Genomic DNA, 18,907 nt, shown 5'->3' with positions numbered 1-18,907 from the left:
GCCGCTCAGATGTGTTGGCGCGCGAGCTTCCACTCGAGTTTCGTCGGCATCTCCGAATCCAGTTTTGCCACGGCATCGGCCAGGAACTCAGCGGGCATCGGTCTTCCCAGGAAGTAGCCCTGGGCACCGTCGCAGCCGAGTTCGCGAAGCGCATCCAGTGTGCCCGCGTCCTCGACCCCCTCTGCCATGACCCGCACCCCGAGGCTTCGAGCCAGGTCGATGGTCGAGCGCACGATCGACGCGTCGGTGTCGTCGGTGTTCATCTTCGACACGAACGAGCGGTCGATCTTGAGAGTCTGCACCGGCAGACTCTGCAGATAGGCCAGCGAGCTGTAGCCGGTGCCGTAGTCGTCGATCGCGATGGTGACGCCGAGGCCACGCAGAGACGTCAGCGCATTCACCGAACGCACCGGATCGGTCATCGCAGTCGTCTCGGTGACCTCGAATTCCAAGGCATGAGCGGGAACCGCGTATTTCGCCAGCGCTGCTGCGACCTGCTCGGTGAGTGTCTCGTCGAGTAGGTTTCTCACCGAAAGATTCACCGACACAGACAGATAGACACCGCGTCGACGCAATTCGCTGCACTGCGCCAACGCCTCGTCCAGCACGAGCGCGGTGATGGCGGGCAACATGCCGGTGCGCTCGGCGTCGGGCAGAAACATCGAGGGTCCGATCAGGCCCTCACGCGGGTGCTGCCACCGCAGCAACGCCTCGACGCGGTCCACGCTGCCGGATTCCAGATCCAGGCACGGCTGAAAGAACACTCGAAGCTGGTGGTCACGAATGGCTGTGTCGAGTTCACCCAGCAACCGCATCTGATCGTGGCGGTCGCGATCCATGTCGGGTTCGTAGCGGCCGACTCGAGTGTGGCCGGCCTTCGCGGCCGTCAACGCCACGTGGGCGCGCTGAAGCATCGCCTCACCGTCGATCGGACCGGCCTCCGGATTCTCGATGCCGCTTCGACTGACGTCCGGCTCCTCGGTCGACGCGATTCCGACGACCGCGTCGAGCGCAACGTTGATATCGTGCACGAACATCGTTCTGCTGACTGCGAATTGGAGCCGCTCAGCGGTATCCGACACGTCGATCTGGGCGGGACGCCGACGCATGGCGACGACGAACTGATCCCCACCGAGCCGACCCACCAGGTCATCGGATCGCACCGATGCGACCAGACGGTGACCGATCTCGCGCAGCACACTGTCTCCCACGCTGTACCCGAAGGTCTCGTTGATCTGGGCGAAGCGATCGATGTCCACCACGAGTGTGAAGACGTCCGACTCACCACGCGTGGCGAGCATCGTGTCCAACCGCTCTCGGAGCAGCCGTCGACTGGCCAGTCCCGTGACCGCGTCCGTGCGAGCCACGTCCTCGAGCACTGCGGCCTGCAGGCGCAGCGTGGTCAGGAAGCACGCCATGCGGCACCCGACGAGGGCGATGACCAAGGCCGACGAGGCCACGATCACCCAACCCCACTGATCGACGGGTATCCCTCGGGCCAACTGAACAGCCATAACGAAGGGCGTCACAGCGACCGCGACACTGAGTCCGAGAAATCTCACGCGCCCGAATCTGAACGGGCTGGACCGGTCCACACGCGAGACCGTTCTTTCCGGAATGTGCAGGGCGATCACCCCGAAACAAACGTAGGCTGCCAGCCACAGCGTGTTCAGGAGGGTCGAACGGTAGAGCTCGTGGCTGCCGACCGCCGCATAGGACGCGAAGTCGGCAGCCACGAGCAACACCACTCCCGCCGCGGCTGCCAGGAACGGCACCGTGGTCGCCCGGGTCAGCAGGTACAGACTGCCGACGAGCGTCAGCAGAAACGCGTCGACGGTGAGGTAGACCGTGGCCGGCCACAGTTCCAGCGCCGACGAAAACGACCACGACGAACCGTCTGAGATGACGAAGACCCAGGTGGCGAGTCCGAAGCCGACTGCAACCACCAGACATTCGAGGAGCTCCTCGACCCCGAACACGAGCCCGTTCTCGTCGGCGGCTCGGGCGAAACCGATGGCGATCACCAGATAGCCGATCAGGTAGAAGACGTCGGACGAGGAGAACGTCGGTACACGCCCGCCGCCGACCTGCGCCATCGACACCAACGCGTCGCCGATGCCCCAGGAGCCGACACCGACGGCCATGTACTTCCAGGTCCGCTTGTCCGGACCGGGTTCCCGACGGTATCGGTACACGAACGCAGCGACTGTGGCCAGGAGCACGATTGCGTACAACGCACTCTGGGGTAAACCCGCGGGGGCTATCGCGTACGCCGCGACTGCGAGAACACCGAGGCCCAGGAAGCGCGTCCACAACATGGTGGGGCTGATCCTTCCTAGGCCGGTCGGTGCATACCCCGAACGTACGCATCAGCCGATCGAACCCGACGTTTGATCACGATTCGTTGCTGATCCACCCTGCAGATGGGTCGAGAAACGAACTATTTCAAACCTGACGATTGTTCGCCAGTCTCACTTCGGGCGATTTGTCCGTTCAGCCCTCGAGAGCCGCGTCCAGCGTGATGTCCACGCCGGTGAGAGCCTTGCTGACAGGACAAGTTTCTTTTGCCGCCTGAGCTGCTTTCGCGAAGCCGTCAGCGTCGAGACCCTCGACTTCGCCCCGCACGGTCAGCTTGATGCCGGTCAGCTTGAAGCCCGGCTCGTCGGGCCCCAGCGAGACATCGGCGGTGACCTCGAGGCTCTGCGGGGTGCCGCCCGCCTCCGCGATCAACGCAGACAACTGCATCGCGTAGCAGCTCGAATGAGCCGCGGCGATCAGTTCCTCGGGACTGGTGGTGCCGTCTGCATTCTCGGCGGCGCGCTTGGGAAACGACACATCGAAAGTCGCTGCGCCGGAACTGGACAGCTCCACCTGGCCGGAACCCTGTTCCAGCGTTCCGTTCCAAGCTGTGCGTGAAGTGCGAGTTGGCATCGAACCGAATCCTTTCGTTGTCGACCCTGTGTAGGCCTGTTTCTCAGGCTAACGTCAGCGGGGTGACCGGGCTACCGAGTGCGAGGATGTCGACACGACGGGTGCGACAAACGATAAAGTTCTCGCGCACGGCGACGATCGCGGCAATCGCGATGCTGTCGATCGTCGGATTCTCGACGCCGACGGCCGAGGCAGGCCCTCTGACGGACTTCTACGACACGCCGGTCGCGACGGCCGCCACCGCGCCGCCCGGCGAGGTGCTTCGAACCCTGCCCGTCAACTCACCCAAGGGGTTCGGACTCGGATTCGACATCGAACGCATTCTCTATCGCTCCACCGACACCCACGATGACCCCATGGTCGTCTCCGGCTATTCGATGACACCCACGGCTCCGTGGACCGGCCCCGGACCGCGGCCGGTGATCGCCTATGCGCCTGGCACTTCCGGACTGGCGGACCGTTGCGCCGGTTCGGTAGTTCTCGGGACAGTCGGCTCGTCGCCGGCCATCCTGCCGCTTCTGCTCGCCGGATATCGCGTCGTCGCAACCGATTACCAGGGCCTGGGCACCCCAGGCGGACACACGTACCTCAACCGAATCGCCTCGGGCCGAGCTCTGCTCGACGCCGCCAGAACCGCCGACTATGACGCCCCCGTGGTGTTGTTCGGTTACTCGGAAGGCGGATTCGCGTCGGGGGCCGCTGCCGAACTCGCCGCCACCTATGCCCCGGAGCTGAACATCCGGGGAGCGTATGTCGGTGCGCCACCGGCAGATCCGACGCTCAACATCGACACACTCGACAACACCGGTCTCGGTAGCGCCGTGCTCTTCGCCGTCGATGGAATGATCAACGCCTACCCGGATCGGGCGGACAGCATCCGTAGCCTCTTCGACTCCGACGGAATCGCCGCACTCGACGCCGCACAGAACTGGTGTACCACCGACCCCGCGGCCGCCGCGACAGTGCGCACGACCGAACTGACCCGCGACGGACGACCCCTCGACGATCAACTGAGCAACCCGGTTCTGGCCGACATCATCGAGACCAACACCGTCGGGCGCATCGCCCCTGTCATGCCGGTGTACCTCTCGCACGCAGTCGAGGACGACACCGTGCCGATCGAGCAGAGCCGCACCCTGCTTCGACGCTGGAGCGATCTGGGTGCCGACATCACCTACCGCGAATACGACCTCCCGGCCATACCGGTCGAGGGCGCGAACCACCTGCCCGGAGCTCTCGCGGCCTACTCCGACGTGATGCCCTGGATCGCCGGGCTGATTCACGCAGGAGTGGAGCCTGCAGGAGTGGAGCCTGCAGGAAAGACCCGGTAGGCAGCAGCTGATCTCAGGTGTGAAATCAGGGTGTTCACCGAGGCGTCGACCTCGATGAGGTTGGTTCACTCCAACCATGCGCATCGTCCACGCCCTGCTCACCGTCGCAGCAGTCCTGACTGCGGGCTCCCCCACCCCACCGGACCCCGGCATGGCGTCGGAAATCCAGGTCGTCGCCGAGGAACTCGGATTGCCGGGGGTTGCGTTCCGCGTCGTCGCCGAGGACGAGGTGTTGGAGGACGTCGAGTACGGGGTGGACGGGGACGGGGTGCCGATCGACGAGAGCACGCCGTTCGTGTGGGGTTCGGTATCGAAGTCGGTGACGGCGGCGACGGTGTACTCCCTCGCCTCGCAGCATCGCCTCGATCTGAACGGAACCGTGAATTCGATTCTCCCGGAGGTCGATTCGGTCGTTCCCGGCGATGTCACGATCGACGACCTGATCCACCACACCAGCGGACTCCCCCACGACGTCACCGAACTGGACGTGTGGGGACGTTCCGAGCGAGCGCTCGACGTCGTCCCCACCCTGGACGTCACCGTCGCCGACCGCGGCCCCTTCCGCTACTCGAGCCTCAATTACCTACTGCTGCAGGCGATCGTCGAGAAGGTCACCGCCGAACCCTTCGCCGACGTCGTAGCCCGCGAGACCGGAGTGCACACTGCCGGTGCCGTCACACCCGGCCACGTACCGTTCTTCACCTTCCCGCGCAGCATCGACACCGGCATCGACTCCGCGGGATTGGGCTACGGCTATCTGAGCGGATCCATCGCCGAGCTCTCCCGCTACGTATCCACGCAACTGACCGCACCGGCGTCGAACAGTTCGGATACGGTGCCGACGGGTTCGGGCACGGCGTACGGATACGGGTGGTACGTCGAGACGCTGCCCGACGGTACCGAGATGCGATGGCATTCCGGCGCCGTCCCTGGCTATTTCACTCACGTCGCACTCGTTCCGGAACGACACCTGGCCGTGGTGTTCGCGACCAACCGATACGGTGAACTCGACGCCGACCACCTCGCCTCCGCGGCCCGCTCCCTCGTACTCACCCGACTCGGTATCGACGAACCCCGCGCCGCCGGACTCGGTCTCTACGAGATAGCCCTGATCGGATCGACTGCACTCGCGATGTTGTTGGCGATATGTGTCACGAGAACCCTCCTCGGATTCGGAGCCGCTCCCGGAAGATGGGCACTCGCGCGTGTTCTGACTGCCCTCGGCGCAGGCGGACTGCTGTACTACTCACTGCCCGCACTCGCCGGAGCACCGATCTCGACCCTGGCCCGCTGGGCTCCTGACCTCGCGCTGCTGTTCTGGATCCTGCTCGCCGAACTTGCCCTCATCGCCGTTGCCCTCGGCGCTCGGGTCTGGATCAATGCGCCTTTGTTGCAGTCTGACTGACTGAAAGCCACATTGATCCACAAAGGGGACGGGCGAACGGGGCGGGCGAACGGGGACGGGCGGACACACGACAACGGGCGACCCTCCGAAGAGGATCGCCCGTTGGTTGGGATTGGTGAAATTTACTCGCTGTCGCTGTCTCCGGTGGCCTTGGCCAGGTCGACCGGGACCTCGTCGGGGACGATGATGGCTTTCTTCTCGCCGCGGAACGTGAACTTCGCGTCCTCGCCTGCGCCTTCGCCGTCCCAGTTCTCGACGTCGACCAGGATGATCTGGCCGGCTTCGATTTCGCCGAAGAGGATCTTCTCCGACAGTGCGTCCTCGATCTCGCGCTGGATGGTGCGACGCAGTGGCCGCGCACCCAGTACGGGGTCGAATCCGCGCTTGGCCAGCAACGACTTGGCCTTCTCGGTGACCTCGATCGCCATGTCCTTGTTCTTGAGCGCACCTTCGACTCGGTTGAGCATGAGATCGACCATCTGGATGATCTCGTCGCGCGTGAGCTGGTGGAACACGACGATGTCGTCGATGCGGTTCAGGAACTCGGGGCGGAAATGCTTCTTCAGCTCGTCGTTGACCTTCAGCTTCATCCGCTCGTAGTTCGAGCCGGTGCCTTCACCCGAGGAGAAGCCGAGGCCCACTGCCTTCGAGATGTCTGCGGTACCGAGGTTCGAGGTGAAGATCAGCACGGTGTTCTTGAAGTCGACCGTGCGTCCCTGGCCGTCGGTGAGACGCCCGTCTTCGAGCACCTGCAGGAGCGTGTTGTAGATCTCCGAGTGGGCCTTCTCGATCTCGTCGAACAGCACGACGGAGAACGGCTTGCGGCGGACCTTCTCGGTGAGCTGGCCACCCTCTTCGTAGCCGACGTATCCGGGAGGAGCACCGAACAGACGCGACGCGGTGAAGCGGTCGTGGAACTCGCCCATGTCGATCTGGATCAGTGCGTCGTCCTCGCCGAAGAGGAAGTTCGCGAGAGCCTTCGACAGCTCGGTCTTACCGACACCGGACGGGCCGGCGAAGATGAACGAGCCCGACGGACGCTTCGGGTCCTTCAGACCTGCACGGGTACGACGGATCGCCTTGGAGACGGCCTTGACTGCCTCGACCTGGCCGATGATCCGCTTGTGCAGTTCGTCTTCCATGCGGAGCAGACGAGTGGTCTCCTCCTCGGTGAGCTTGAAGACGGGGATGCCGGTCCAGTTGCCCAGAACCTCGGCGATCTGCTCGTCGTCCACCTCGGCAATGACGTCGAGGTCGCCCGAGCGCCACTGCTTCTCGCGCTCGGCACGCTGACCGACGAGGGTCTTCTCCTTGTCGCGCAGGTTCGCAGCCTTCTCGAAGTCCTGTGCGTCGATGGCCGATTCCTTCTCCCGGCGTGCGTCGGCGATCTTGTCGTCGAACTCACGCAGGTCTGGCGGCGCGGTCATCCGGCGGATGCGCATTCGCGCGCCCGCCTCGTCGATGAGGTCGATCGCCTTGTCGGGCAAGAACCGATCGTTGATGTACCGGTCGGCCAACGTGGCGGCCGCGACGAGGGCACCGTCGGTGATCGAGACGCGGTGGTGTGCCTCGTAGCGATCGCGCAGACCCTTGAGGATCTCGATGGTGTGCTCGACGGTCGGCTCGCCGACCTGAACGGGCTGGAAACGACGCTCGAGGGCGGCATCCTTCTCGATGTACTTGCGGTACTCGTCGAGGGTGGTGGCACCGATGGTCTGCAGTTCGCCACGAGCCAGCTTCGGCTTGAGGATCGACGCTGCATCGATGGCACCTTCGGCGGCACCTGCGCCGACGAGCGTGTGCAGCTCGTCGATGAACAGGATGATGTCGCCGCGGGTGTTGATCTCCTTGAGCACCTTCTTCAGGCGCTCCTCGAAGTCACCGCGGTAACGGCTGCCGGCCACGAGCGAGCCGAGGTCGAGGGTGTAGAGCTGCTTGTCCTTGAGCGTTTCGGGAACCTCGCCGTTGACGATGGCCTGCGCGAGGCCCTCGACGACTGCGGTCTTACCGACACCGGGCTCACCGATGAGGACGGGGTTGTTCTTGGTACGACGCGAGAGCACCTGCATGACGCGCTCGATTTCCTTCGCGCGACCGATGACCGGGTCGAGCTTGCCCTCGAGCGCGGCCTGCGTCAGGTTGCGACCGAACTGGTCGAGGACCAGCGACGTCGACGGGGTGCCCGCCTCGCCGCGGCCACTGCCGGACTCGCTGGGCTCCTTGCCCTGGTAACCCGAGAGCAGCTGGATGACCTGCTGGCGCACGCGGTTGAGGTCGGCTCCGAGCTTGACCAGAACCTGAGCTGCGACGCCTTCGCCTTCGCGGATCAGTCCCAGCAGAATGTGCTCGGTGCCGATGTAGTTGTGGCCGAGCTGCAGTGCTTCACGCAGACTGAGCTCGAGTACTTTCTTGGCGCGCGGGGTGAACGGAATGTGACCGGACGGAGCCTGCTGGCCCTGGCCGATGATTTCCTCTACCTGGCTGCGTACTCCTTCGAGGGAGATGCCCAGCGACTCGAGAGACTTGGCTGCGACGCCTTCGCCCTCGTGGATGAGGCCGAGCAGAATGTGCTCCGTGCCGATGTAGTTGTGGTTGAGCATCCGGGCTTCTTCTTGAGCCAGGACGACAACACGCCGCGCGCGATCGGTGAACCTCTCGAACATCGCTCTCCCTCACTTCTTGGCGGGTGGTTGCTCGCCCGCCAGTTCTTCTAGCGCTGCAGTGTCCATAACACTGCGGTCGCTTGTGCATTTGAAGGTAAGACTGCTTCTCACTGTAGTTGGCCGACGTTACGAACGCCGACCCTCCACCCCTGAAATGCTGCGCAACCGCCCACTCGTACGGACTTCCGTGGCTGCTTACTGTTCATAACGCAGGCACTATGCAAAACGTTTCCCATCGGCTGTCCGCTGCTGGCGAACAGTCCTTTACCGTCCGATCAGGCCTGGGACGGCTTGACGATCGGAAACAGGATCGTTTCGCGGATGCCGAGGCCGGTCAGCGCCATCAACAAACGGTCGATGCCCATGCCGGTTCCGGTGGTCGGCGGCATGCCCTGCTCCATCGCGGCGAGGAAGTCCTCGTCGAGCACCATGGCCTCGTCGTCGCCGGCGGCGGCCTGACGGGCCTGATCCTCGAAACGCTCGCGCTGGATGATCGGATCGACCAGCTCGGAGTAGCCGGTGGCCAGCTCGAACCCACGGACGTACAGGTCCCACTTCTCGGTGACGCCGGGCTTGCTGCGGTGCTGACGCGTCAGCGGGGACGTCTCGACCGGGAAGTCGCGGACGAACGTGGGCTCGGTCAACGCGTCGCCCACCTGGTGTTCCCACAGCTCCTCGACGAGCTTGCCGTGGCCGTAGATCGGGACGCCGTCCTTGCGCGGCACCTCGACGCCCACCTTGTCGGCGATCGCGAGCAGCTCGTCGACGGTGGTGTCGGGGGTGACGTCGAATCCGAGCGATTCCGACAGCGACGGGTACATCTCGAGCGTCGTCCAGTCGCCGCCGAGGTCGTAGGTGGTGCCGTCGGGCAGCGTCACGACCGTGGATCCGAGCGCGGCCATGGCCACTTCCTGAACCAGCTCACGGGTCATCTTCGCCGAATCGTCGTACGTGCCGTAGGCCTCGTACGTCTCGAGCATCGCGAATTCCGGCGAGTGGGAGGAGTCGGCACCTTCGTTGCGGAAGTTGCGGTTGATCTCGAAGACCTTCTCGATGCCGCCGACGACGCAGCGCTTGAGGAACAGCTCCGGTGCGATGCGGAGGTAGAGATCGGTGTCCATCGCGTTCGAGTGGGTGACGAACGGGCGAGCCGCCGCGCCGCCGTGCAGCGTCTGCAGCATCGGCGTCTCGACCTCGAGAAAACCACGACGCTCGAGTGCGTTGCGCAGTTCACGAACGACGGCGATGCGCTTGCGGGCGGTCTCGCGCGAGACCGGGTTGGTGATCAGGTCCAGGTAACGCTGCCGGATGCGCGTCTCCTCGTTGAGCTCCTTGTGCGCGACGGGCAACGGCCGCAACGACTTCGACGCGATCTGCCAGGCGTCGGCCATGACGGACAGCTCGCCGCGACGGGAGCTGATGACCTCGCCGTGCACGAACACGAAGTCGCCGAGATCCACATCGGACTTCCACTCCGCCAGAGCGTCCTCGCCGACGCCGGCCAGGCTGATCATCGCCTGCAGTTGAGTGCCGTCACCCTCCTGCAGCGTCGCGAAGCACAGCTTGCCGGTGTTGCGCACGAAGATGACGCGGCCGACGACTCCGACGATCAGGCCGGTCGTCGTATCGGGTTCGAGCTCGGGGAATTCGGTTCGGATCTCGAGCAGCGAATGGGTCCGCGGAACCGACACCGGGTACGCCTCGACCCCGCGCTCGAGCAACGAAGCGCGCTTGGCGCGACGAATCCGTAGCTGCTCCGGGGTGTCGTCGGCCGGCTGGGTAGAAGCTGTATCACTCACGCGCAGACACTTTACAGTCCAGGACTGTCGAGACGATCAGTGCGCTGCGACGGCCTCGGCTTCACGAACGCAGTGCTTGGCCTGCGTCAACACCCCGAGCAACCCTGCCGACTTCAGTGCTTGATAGCCGCCGACCAGATCGGTGGCCTTGTGCAGACCCAGCAGCTTGAGCGACGCGGCCGCGAGCGAGGAGGTGTAGCCCTCCGAGCAGATGACGACCCACTCCACGTCGTGATCGACGGCGATCGCCAGGCGCGCATCGCTCGTCGGGTCCAGACGCCATTCGAGGACGTTGCGTTCGATGGCGAGCGCTCCGGGCAGGGTCCCCTCGACGGCGCGCTGCGCCTGCGGGCGGATGTCGACGACGACGGCTCCGCGGGCGACGGCGTCGCGCAGCTCGAAGACGGTCATGCGATCGATGGTCTCGCGCGCGGATTCGAGCATTTCGACGATGGTCATGGTCTGGATGGTCACAGTGCGGCCTTTTCGGGTGCGTCGGTGAGCTCGCTACGGGTACGACGCAGCGTGGACCGTTCGGTCACTTCGTAGTAGGACATCGCCGTCAGCGGCGGTGAGTAGGCGTGCACGCTGAGGGTGGGCCCGGTCGTCGCCGACGTCGGATCGTGCATCACGTCGTGCACCCAACCGAGCGGGAAGGACGCCTGGTCACCGGCGTCGAGACGACGCTGCTTCAGTCCTGTTCCAGCCCAACGATATTCGAGTAGCGATCCACTCAGAACGGTCAGCGCGCCGAGCGACCCCGCATGGTCGTGCAGTTCGGTGGAACGATCGGGAACCCAGCTGATCAGCCAGACGTCGAGATCGTCGTCGGAATGCAGCCTGGCGGCCCAACGCTCCTCGCTCGGCCAACGGTCACCATCGGGGAGCAGGTGGTCGAAGCGGCCCTCGAGGACGTCGGATGCGCCCTGGTCGGTGATACGCAGCAGGTCGGGTGGACGCAACCGGGTCGGAAGAGTCGAGACCGAACGCGACGACAATCGGGTACGGGAGGGTGCAGAAAGTACAGGTGTGGAAAGCATGAAGCTCTACTCCAGGGGTGTGTTACGAACGAGGCAGGGTTCAGCCTCGACAACACTCCTGGGTGGCCATGCACGTCATCACGCCGACGATTCTGACACACGCGGCGGCGATGCGCTAGCGCTGGTCCGAAACGCCTCGCACCAAACACTCAACGCGGGCGCCGCTGAAACATCTAGCGTGGCCGCCGCTTTGCCATGTTGCGTTCGTAGACCAGTCGCAGGCCCTCGAGCGTCAGATCCGGTTCGTGGTGCTCGATGGTGGTCGACTCCGGCAGGATCAGCGCGGCGATGTCGCCGGTGCCGATGATCGCGACATCCGTTCCGGTCACCTCGGAGACCTCGCGTCGAATTCGCCCGACGAGGCCGTCCACCAGTCCCGCGAACCCGAAGATGGTGCCCGACTGGATGCACTCGACGGTGTTCTTGCCCAGCACCGAACGAGGCCGAATCATCTCCACCTCGCGCAACGTGGCCGTGCGAGTCGACATGGCCGACGCCGACATCTCGAGTCCGGGAGCGATGGCACCGCCGAGGAATTCGCCCTTGGCCGAGACGACGTCGACACAGGTGGTGGTTCCGAAATCGACCACGATGCACGCCGAGCCGTACAGGTCGTGTGCGGCAAGGGTATTGACGATGCGATCGGCACCGACCTCTTTGGGGTTGTCGACCAGCAACGGCACGCCGGTCCGCACACCGGGTTCGACCATCACGTGCACCACGTGATCCCAGTAGCGCGCGAGCATCGTCCGCATCTCCCGCAACACCGACGGCACGGTGGACAGCGCGGTGACTCCGGTGATCCGTTCGGCATCCTCACCCAGCAGACCACGCAACATCAGCGCCAGCTCGTCGGCCGTCACATGGGGGTCGGTCCGAATTCGCCAGTCCCGCAGCAGTTTCGAGTGATCGCCGGTGCCGGTGAACAGACCGACCACGGTGCTGGTGTTGCGCACATCGATCGCGAGGAGCATCGAATCAGACCAGCACGGAATCGGCCCGCAGATCGCGCGGCGTGATCAGACCCGAGCCCGCAGGCGCATGGGCCGGGTCGCTGCCGAGTTCTACAGGCCGGTTCTTCTCGTCGACGAACACCACCCGCGGCGCATAGTCGGCAACCTCCTGCTCGTTCATCACCCCGTAGGCGATCAGGATGACCAGGTCGCCCGGGTTCACCAGATGTGCTGCGGCTCCGTTGATTCCGATGACACCGCTGCCGCGCTGGCCGGTGATGACGTAGGTTTCCAGTCGAGCACCGTTGTCGATGTCGACGATGGTGACCTGCTCGCCTTCGAGCAGATCGGCTGCCTCCATCAGATCCTGGTCGACGGTCACCGAGCCCACGTAGTGCAGGTCTGCGTGCGTGACGGTGGCGCGATGGATCTTGGACTTCATCATGGTACGAAACATCGTGTCACTCTCCATTTTTGGGATCGTCGGGGTACTCGAGGAAACCGGTGCCGACGGCGACACCGACGTTGTCGATCAATCTCGTGGTGCCGACCTTGGCGGCCACGAGCAGTCTTCCGTCTCCACGTTCGGGAGCGGGGCCGAGATGCGGGTCGCGCACCTCCAGGTAGTCGACCTGCACCAGCGGTGCCTCGTCGAGGACGGCACGCGCGGTGGCGATGATGGCCTCGGGACCGCCCGCCGCAGCGTGCGCCCCGGCCACCAGCGCGGCCGACAATGCCATCGCCGCGTCGCGCTGCTCGGCATCGAGATATCGGTTACGCGAGGACAGTGCGAGGCCGTCCTGCTCGCGAACCGTCGGCACCCCGATGACCGCGACGTCGAAGTTCAGATCGCGCACCATCTGTCGGATCAACGTCAGTTGCTGGTAGTCCTTCTCCCCGAAGTACGCGCGATGGGGAGCCGCGATCTGCAGCAGCTTGGCCACGACGGTGAGCATTCCGGCGAAATGCGTTGGTCTGCTGCGTCCTTCGAGTTCAGCGCCGAGCGGTCCGGGATTGACCGTGGTGCGCGGACCTGACGGATACATGTCCGAAGCCGACGGCGCGAAGACCAGTTCGACGCCCTCCTCGCGCAGCAGTGCGACGTCGGCGTCGAGGGTCCGCGGGTAGGAATCGAGGTCCTCACCCACACCGAACTGCAACGGGTTGACGAAGATCGACACGATCATAACGGCACCGGTGAGCTTGGCCTGCCGCACCAACTGCAGGTGCCCGGCGTGCAGCGCGCCCATGGTCGGGACCAGAGCGACCTGCTTCCCGACGCCTCGCAGCGCTTTCGACACCGACGTGATCACCGCGGGATCGTGGTGAACCGTCAACTGCCCCTTGGTGTAGCTGCCCGCGAGGGTCATCGATTCCCTTCCAGAAGTTCGATCAGGTCTGCCTTGGCGCCGATGCGCTGCGCCGAGCGCAACGACAGGGCGCGATATCCGGCTGCGATCCGCGAATCCACGGATTCGAGCACGTCGAGATGCTTGCCGACTGCAGCGGTGTCGCCGCGAGCCACCGGTCCGGTGAGCGCCGACTGACCGTTGCGCAACGCGTTGTCCAGCGCAGCTTCGAGCAGAGGAGCCAGAACCCGCTCGGGTACACCACGTTCGGAGTCCGAACCGGGAAAACCCGGTCCCGCCAGGGCAACCCGGAGCGCTTCGACCGCGTCGACCACCAGAGTGACGAGGTGATTGCTGCCGTGAGCGAGCGCGGCGTGGTAGAGCGCTCGATTGTTCTCGGGCACGTGCACCGGCTCGCCGCCGATCTCGAGGACGAGAGCCTGCGCCACCGCATAGCCGATCTCGTCGCCTGCAGTGATGCCGAAACACGCCGCCGTCATCCGGTCGGTGTCCTCGACTCCGCCGCTGAACGTCATCGCCGGATGGATGGCCAACGGCACGGCTCCGAGGGCAGCCAGGGGCCCGAGCACCGAAATTCCGTTCGCGCCGGAGGTGTGCACCACCAACTTTCCCGGTGCAACCGCCCCGGTGGACGCCAGGCCTGCGACGATCGACGCCAACTCGCTGTCCGGTACGGCCAGAACGAGCAGCTCTGCGCGACGAGCAACCTCGTCGACGGGCAGAACCTGGGACTCGGGAAGTCGCTCACGCACCCGTGCGAGGGACGCATCGGACACCGCGGCAGCACCGACGACGACATGCCCGACGCGTTCGAGCGCCTCACCGAATGCGGTACCGACCCGTCCCGCCGAGACGACACCAACCGTCAGGCGAGCCGGCGACAGACCACCGGTGCCAGAAAAGGTCACCGAAAAATTCCTCTCGTTCGTTCCAGTCCCGCTCGGCGGGTACCAGACGTCCTGCACGGAACAATAGCGACCGCGACCACTCGCAGGCCATGGGAGAGCAGTGTGATCTGGTTCTCAGTCTGCGCGACGACGACGGCGACGGGTACCCGGATCGGTCACGGCCGCGTCACCGGACCCTCCGCCTTGCAGACCGGCCATGATCTCGGCAACCGATCGACCGTTCGAGTGTGCGCCCGACGCATCCTCGTCGTCAGCCGATTCCGCGCGCCTACGACCTCGCCGGGACGAGACGGCAGTGTCCTCGGCCGGTGTCTCGTAGTCGTGATCGGCCGCGAAGAACGCGTCGGCCGATTCACGCAACGAGGCGCGCGAGGTAGAGAGGTCGTCGCCGTTCGGTTCCGCTGCAGGTTCGGTTTCGTACTGCTCGGCCGGCTCCGCCGCAAACGACTGCGTGGAAAACGACTCCGTGGAATACGAACCGGCCGCATCGACGTCCGCGTGTCCGGTCTCGTACGTCTCTTCCTCGACCTGTGGCTCGGGCTCCGCCGCCGGTTCCGGCTCGGCAACGGGTCGACGCGTCTGCTCGAAGTCGTATGCGGTGAAAGGCGAGCTGGGCGGAGTGACGCGCCCCGCAGGCCTCGGTGCGCCGTAAGGACGTGCCTGCGCCCCGGTTCGCTCGACCGAGTCCGCATCGGAGGACTCGGTGTCGTAGCTCGTTTCCGCGAACGAATCCTCGGCGTACCGATCCTGATCCGCCTCGGCGGCCGCCGCCGGTGCGGAGGCTGTGGCCTGCGGCATCTCGTCCGGATCCTCGGGGTACACCACCGAGGTCTCGGCCGTGACCGGCTCATCGTAGGGCGTTCCGACACCGTTGAGGCCGGTTCCCGGTGCCATCGCACCGTTGCCGTTCCCGCGACCGGGGACGTACAGGCCGGACGGCGCAGGCTGGTAGCTGTCGTATCCGCGTCCGCCGAGTTCCTGCATCCTCATCGCTTCGGCCCGCAGTGCCACACGTTCGGTGGGCAGGTTGCCGTCGAAGAGCACCTGGAGATTCTGGCGAAGGGCAGCGAGTTCGTTGCGCAGCGCTGCGACCTCGTCGATCTCGAGCTGCGATTCGCCACGAACCCGAGCTTCGACGCTCATCTCGTATTCGCGTCGCGCCGAGATCTCCCGAGCCAACTGCAGCTCGTAGACCGTCTGCAGGTCCTTGGCCTTGGTTTGATCTGCGGCCGCCTCACGCCGGTACTTGGTCATCGCGAACGCACCGATCACCGCAGCCCACAACGCCGAGAGAACACCGACTCTCATCCACTGCACGCTCTCGGTGAAGAGCAACAACACACTGGCGATGATGCCGAACACGACGAGCGCCGCGAGGAACAGCTGGCTCGCACTACGCCTCTTACGGCGTCCCTTCTTTGCGCGAGTCTGATCTGTCATGTTCACAAGGGTAACTGGCAAATCGTTCGCAAATAGTCATCCTCGACCGATCACTTACACAACCGAGGTAACAATCAAATGTTTCGAGGGTTACCGAGAACGCTCGTCGTCACGGTCTTCCGGGGCACGGCAGCACTGTTCGAGCCACACCGCGGCAGCGACGACGGCCAGTCCGGCCACGAGCGCAACGACGGCTCCGGCCCGGTCCGACGACGCTGCCCGTATCGTCGCCGCACGCGGCAGCACGTACACCAGAAATCCGACGCACACGCCGACGACGGCAGTCCCCACCAGCATCGATGCCTTCGCCAACACCAACGCCCTGAACACCGTCAGCGGATGCAGATCGTGCAGACCGGTGCCCACCCGGTGCTCGGCGATGCGGTTGCGCACGATCACCGCAGTCACCACTTGCACCACCGCCACCAGATACAACGACGCCCCGGCGTACACCGGAATCGGCGGCAACGAGCCGTAGAAGACCCGAACCAACAGCCACGTACCGATTGCGGCCACCAGGAAAAGACCCAAGACGTCCCAGACCTTGGTGGGATTGGTCACCACGACCCATCACCGACACCGTCGTGCTCCACGGGTCGTTCTTGCAGGCTCCATTCCTGCTTCGTCACCCCGGCCCGCTCCTCCGGACTCAGTCGCGCGAGCAACTCGGACACCGAAATGTCGTTGTCGCCCACACGCAGGGTGGCGTCCGGTTCGACGTCCAGCCACGGCAGCAGTACGAACGCTCGTTCGTGCGCGCGCGGGTGCGGAAGGATCAAACGAGGGTCCTCGCTGATCACGTTCTCGCACGTCACCACGTCGACGTCGAGGCTCCGTGGCCCCCACCGCTGCACTCGAACGCGATCGGCCGCCTCCTCCAGACGCTGACCGAAACGCAACCAATCCCAGGCGTCGAAGGCATCGTCCTCGACCACCACGACGGCGTTGAGGAAGTCCTGCTGCTCGACGCCGCCCCAGGGAGCCGAACGATACACCGGTGAGCAGGACACCAGGCGGGAGCCCAATCCGGTTGTGACAGAACGTAAGTGGGCGAGGGAGTCGCCGATGTTGCTGCCGATGGACAGCACCGCGCGGGTCACGCCCGCTCCCGGTACGCCACCACGGCAACGTCCCCGAACGTCAGTGGGATCGGGGCCGACGGCTTGTGCAGCACCACTTCCACCGCGTCGACGCGTGAGTCGTACGCCAACACGACCTCGGCGATCTCGGCCGAGACCGTCTCGATCAGGTCCCTGGACGGGCCCGCGACGACGGCCGCAGCGTGCTCGGCCAGTTCTCCGTAGTGCAGCGTTCGGGTCAGGTCGTCGGTCTCGGCCGCGGGCCGCAGGTCCATCCACACGGTGATGTCGACGACGAAGTCCTGCCCGTCTCGCTTCTCGAAGTCGAAGACGCCGTGATTGCCGCGCACCGTCAGGCCCCGCAGTTCGATGCGGTCGCCGCGACGCGTCCCCGCGCCGACGCGGCTGCTGATCTCGCTCATGCCCGATCACCCTGCCATGCCCGGACGACGGCGACCGCGTCGAGTGACGCCTGCACGTCGTGTACCCGGACACCCCATGCACCCGCAGCGACCGAGAGCGCCGACACCACGGCCGTGGCGATCTCTCGCCCGTCCGGCGGCCGCGGAGTACCGTCGTCGTCCGCCAACAGCGAGCCGAGAAAACGCTTCCTGGAAGCACCGACGAGTACTGGGAAGCCGGCCGACACCAAGTCCGGCAGGCCCCGCAGCAGTTGCCAGTTGTGCTCGGCGTTCTTGGCGAATCCGAGGCCGGGATCGAGCACGAGCATCGCCGTGTCCACGCCCGCGGCCACCGCGTGATCGACCTGTTCGAGCAGTTCACCGCGGACGTCGGCGACCACGTCGTCGTATCGATCGGCCGGTCCGGCGTGCCGATACTCGGATCCGGCGGCCCGCCAGTGCATCAGGATCCACGGCAATCCGCCGTCCGCAACGACCCCGGCCATGGCCGGATCCGCCCGACCACCCGAGACGTCGTTGACGATCGAGACCCCGGCATCGATCGCCGCCTCGGCGACCGAGGCACGCATGGTGTCGACGCTGGTGGTCACCCCTGCTGCGGCCAGCGCGGCGATGACCGGCACGACACGCTGCGCCTCGAGCGTCGGGTCGATCCGGTCTGCTCCGGGACGCGTCGACTCGCCACCGACGTCGACGATGTCGACTCCGCGACGGTGCATCGCCAGTCCGTGTTCGACGGCGGCATCGACATCGAGGTACCTACCGCCGTCGGAGAACGAATCGGCGGTGACGTTGAGGACACCCATGACGACCGGTGCCGGGGGGATACTGCGCGCCGGGTTCATCGGGACTCGACCGGACGCGTCATTTCCGCAGGATCAGGTCCAGAGCTTCCGAACGCGATGCCGCGCTGGACTGCAACAGACCCCGCACCGCCGACGTGGTGGTGCTGGCTCCCGGCTTGCGAATGCCGCGCATGGCCATGCACAGGTGCTCGGCCTCGATCACGACGATCGCACCGCGCGGGTCGAGTTTGCGCATCAACGCGTCGGCGATCTGGCTGGTCAGCCGTTCCTGAACCTGCGGGCGCTTGGCGTACATGTCCACCACGCGCGCGAGCTTCGACAGGCCGGTGACCTTGCCGCTCTTGCCCGGGATGTACCCGACGTGTGCGACGCCGTGGAACGAGACCAGGTGATGCTCGCACGTGGAGAACATGGGGATGTCGCGGACGAGCACCAGTTCCTGATGCCCCTCGTCGAACGTCGTGTTCAGCGCCGTGTCCGGGTCGGTGTAGAGCCCGGCGAAGATTTCCCGATAGGAACGCGCCACACGGGCCGGCGTGTCGAGCAGACCCGGACGGTCCGGATCCTCGCCGACGGCGATCAACAGCTCACGCACTGCGGCCTCGGCACGAGGCTGGTCGAAGACCGCACCGGTGGCGTAGGCCACTGTCTGTTCCACTGCCCGCTGCTGCGCTGCTGGGACTTCTGCCGAGTCGATTATCGACTCGTCGGTCCGGTTGACTGACACGAGAACGTACCTCCGGTTGGGCTCCGCGAATGT

18 protein-coding genes are annotated in these 18,907 nt (G+C 65.3%); 2 read left to right on the top strand and 16 right to left on the bottom strand.

Annotated features, from left to right (window positions below):
* Window positions 1–5: 5 nt before the first annotated feature.
* The gene (locus tag CH291_RS13375; protein WP_094687700.1) at window positions 6–2,318 is read right to left on the bottom strand and encodes a putative bifunctional diguanylate cyclase/phosphodiesterase; all 2,313 of its coding nucleotides are present in this window, start codon (window positions 2,316–2,318) and stop codon (window positions 6–8) included.
* Between the two features lie 175 nt (window positions 2,319–2,493).
* On the bottom strand, window positions 2,494–2,931 hold the full coding sequence (locus CH291_RS13370; protein ID WP_068053702.1) for an OsmC family protein: 438 nt from the start codon (window positions 2,929–2,931) through the stop codon (window positions 2,494–2,496).
* Between the two features lie 101 nt (window positions 2,932–3,032).
* Here CH291_RS13370 and CH291_RS13365 point away from each other — a divergent pair, with 101 nt between their 5' ends.
* Both CH291_RS13365 and CH291_RS13360 read left to right on the top strand, forming a co-directional pair.
* Complete coding sequence (locus CH291_RS13365; protein ID WP_255183034.1) at window positions 3,033–4,262, top strand: lipase family protein; 1,230 nt, start codon at window positions 3,033–3,035, stop codon at window positions 4,260–4,262.
* A 76-nt stretch (window positions 4,263–4,338) separates the two neighbouring features.
* On the top strand, window positions 4,339–5,667 hold the full coding sequence (locus CH291_RS13360) for a serine hydrolase domain-containing protein (protein ID WP_094687699.1): 1,329 nt from the start codon (window positions 4,339–4,341) through the stop codon (window positions 5,665–5,667).
* Window positions 5,668–5,789: 122 nt separating this feature from the next.
* On the opposite strand, the gene CH291_RS13355 is transcribed toward CH291_RS13360, so the two are convergent.
* The 14 genes from CH291_RS13355 to folE all read right to left on the bottom strand — a co-directional run bounded on the left by CH291_RS13355 (window position 5,790) and on the right by folE (window position 18,805).
* Window positions 5,790–8,330: an ATP-dependent Clp protease ATP-binding subunit gene (locus tag CH291_RS13355; RefSeq protein WP_094640916.1), complete on the bottom strand. Its 2,541-nt coding sequence runs from the start codon at window positions 8,328–8,330 to the stop codon at window positions 5,790–5,792.
* A 275-nt stretch (window positions 8,331–8,605) separates the two neighbouring features.
* Window positions 8,606–10,129 carry a lysine--tRNA ligase gene (lysS, locus tag CH291_RS13350; protein WP_068283965.1) on the bottom strand — a complete coding sequence of 508 codons (1,524 nt, stop codon included), beginning with the start codon at window positions 10,127–10,129 and terminating at the stop codon, window positions 8,606–8,608.
* A 36-nt stretch (window positions 10,130–10,165) separates the two neighbouring features.
* A complete protein-coding gene (locus CH291_RS13345; protein WP_068053696.1) occupies window positions 10,166–10,588 on the bottom strand; it encodes a rhodanese-like domain-containing protein in 423 nt (140 codons plus the stop codon).
* An 11-nt stretch (window positions 10,589–10,599) separates the two neighbouring features.
* On the bottom strand, window positions 10,600–11,169 hold the full coding sequence (locus tag CH291_RS13340) for a cysteine dioxygenase (protein ID WP_231893966.1): 570 nt from the start codon (window positions 11,167–11,169) through the stop codon (window positions 10,600–10,602).
* Between the two features lie 173 nt (window positions 11,170–11,342).
* Window positions 11,343–12,143, bottom strand: coding sequence for a type III pantothenate kinase (locus CH291_RS13335; protein ID WP_094687698.1), 801 nt, complete (start codon window positions 12,141–12,143; stop codon window positions 11,343–11,345).
* Window positions 12,144–12,147: 4 nt separating this feature from the next.
* Window positions 12,148–12,579, bottom strand: a complete 432-nt coding sequence (gene panD, locus CH291_RS13330; protein ID WP_068053679.1) for an aspartate 1-decarboxylase — start codon at window positions 12,577–12,579, stop codon at window positions 12,148–12,150.
* 4 nt (window positions 12,580–12,583) lie between these two features.
* Complete coding sequence (gene panC, locus CH291_RS13325) at window positions 12,584–13,492, bottom strand: pantoate--beta-alanine ligase (protein ID WP_094687697.1); 909 nt, start codon at window positions 13,490–13,492, stop codon at window positions 12,584–12,586.
* Window positions 13,489–14,400 carry a Rossmann-like and DUF2520 domain-containing protein gene (locus CH291_RS13320; protein ID WP_068053674.1) on the bottom strand — a complete coding sequence of 304 codons (912 nt, stop codon included), beginning with the start codon at window positions 14,398–14,400 and terminating at the stop codon, window positions 13,489–13,491. Before CH291_RS13320 ends, panC begins: the two co-directional genes overlap by 4 nt.
* A 114-nt stretch (window positions 14,401–14,514) precedes the next feature.
* On the bottom strand, window positions 14,515–15,840 hold the full coding sequence (locus CH291_RS13315; RefSeq protein ID WP_094687760.1) for a DUF6779 domain-containing protein: 1,326 nt from the start codon (window positions 15,838–15,840) through the stop codon (window positions 14,515–14,517).
* A gap of 90 nt (window positions 15,841–15,930) precedes the next feature.
* Entirely contained in the window at window positions 15,931–16,401 is a 471-nt protein-coding gene (locus CH291_RS13310) for a DUF3180 domain-containing protein (protein ID WP_094687759.1), read from the bottom strand.
* Complete coding sequence (gene folK, locus CH291_RS13305; RefSeq protein WP_094640913.1) at window positions 16,398–16,940, bottom strand: 2-amino-4-hydroxy-6-hydroxymethyldihydropteridine diphosphokinase; 543 nt, start codon at window positions 16,938–16,940, stop codon at window positions 16,398–16,400. The genes CH291_RS13310 and folK overlap by 4 nt, the downstream gene beginning before the upstream one ends.
* Window positions 16,937–17,341: a dihydroneopterin aldolase gene (folB, locus tag CH291_RS13300; protein ID WP_068053664.1), complete on the bottom strand. Its 405-nt coding sequence runs from the start codon at window positions 17,339–17,341 to the stop codon at window positions 16,937–16,939. The genes folK and folB overlap by 4 nt, the downstream gene beginning before the upstream one ends.
* A complete protein-coding gene (folP, locus tag CH291_RS13295) occupies window positions 17,338–18,186 on the bottom strand; it encodes a dihydropteroate synthase (protein ID WP_179271960.1) in 849 nt (282 codons plus the stop codon). The genes folB and folP overlap by 4 nt, the downstream gene beginning before the upstream one ends.
* A 19-nt stretch (window positions 18,187–18,205) precedes the next feature.
* Window positions 18,206–18,805 (bottom strand): GTP cyclohydrolase I FolE, encoded by a 600-nt coding sequence (gene folE, locus CH291_RS13290; RefSeq protein ID WP_037195562.1) that lies wholly within the window; start codon window positions 18,803–18,805, stop codon window positions 18,206–18,208.
* Between the last annotated feature and the right edge of the window lie 102 nt (window positions 18,806–18,907).

It is taken from the genome of Rhodococcus sp. 14-1411-2a, assembly GCF_002259485.1.
Taxonomy (GTDB): Bacteria; Actinomycetota; Actinomycetes; order Mycobacteriales; family Mycobacteriaceae; genus Rhodococcoides.
Note: the sequence above shows the minus strand (reverse complement) of the source record. Positions and strands in the feature narration are given on the sequence as shown.

What these genes read in the sequence shown, in the direction of transcription:
- folB (WP_068053664.1), bottom strand. Translation starts at nt 17,341, where the DNA reads ATGAGCGAGATCAGCAGCCGCGTCGGCGCGGGGACGCGTCGCGGCGAC.
- CH291_RS13360 (WP_094687699.1), top strand. Translation starts at nt 4,339, where the DNA reads ATGCGCATCGTCCACGCCCTGCTCACCGTCGCAGCAGTCCTGACTGCG.
- CH291_RS13315 (WP_094687760.1), bottom strand. Translation starts at nt 15,840, where the DNA reads ATGACAGATCAGACTCGCGCAAAGAAGGGACGCCGTAAGAGGCGTAGT.
- CH291_RS13340 (WP_231893966.1), bottom strand. Translation starts at nt 11,169, where the DNA reads ATGCTTTCCACACCTGTACTTTCTGCACCCTCCCGTACCCGATTGTCG.
- folP (WP_179271960.1), bottom strand. Translation starts at nt 18,186, where the DNA reads ATGAACCCGGCGCGCAGTATCCCCCCGGCACCGGTCGTCATGGGTGTC.
- CH291_RS13345 (WP_068053696.1), bottom strand. Translation starts at nt 10,588, where the DNA reads ATGACCATCGTCGAAATGCTCGAATCCGCGCGCGAGACCATCGATCGC.
- CH291_RS13335 (WP_094687698.1), bottom strand. Translation starts at nt 12,143, where the DNA reads ATGCTCCTCGCGATCGATGTGCGCAACACCAGCACCGTGGTCGGTCTG.
- panC (WP_094687697.1), bottom strand. Translation starts at nt 13,492, where the DNA reads ATGACCCTCGCGGGCAGCTACACCAAGGGGCAGTTGACGGTTCACCAC.
- CH291_RS13355 (WP_094640916.1), bottom strand. Translation starts at nt 8,330, where the DNA reads ATGTTCGAGAGGTTCACCGATCGCGCGCGGCGTGTTGTCGTCCTGGCT.
- CH291_RS13370 (WP_068053702.1), bottom strand. Translation starts at nt 2,931, where the DNA reads ATGCCAACTCGCACTTCACGCACAGCTTGGAACGGAACGCTGGAACAG.
- panD (WP_068053679.1), bottom strand. Translation starts at nt 12,579, where the DNA reads ATGTTTCGTACCATGATGAAGTCCAAGATCCATCGCGCCACCGTCACG.
- CH291_RS13375 (WP_094687700.1), bottom strand. Translation starts at nt 2,318, where the DNA reads ATGTTGTGGACGCGCTTCCTGGGCCTCGGTGTTCTCGCAGTCGCGGCG.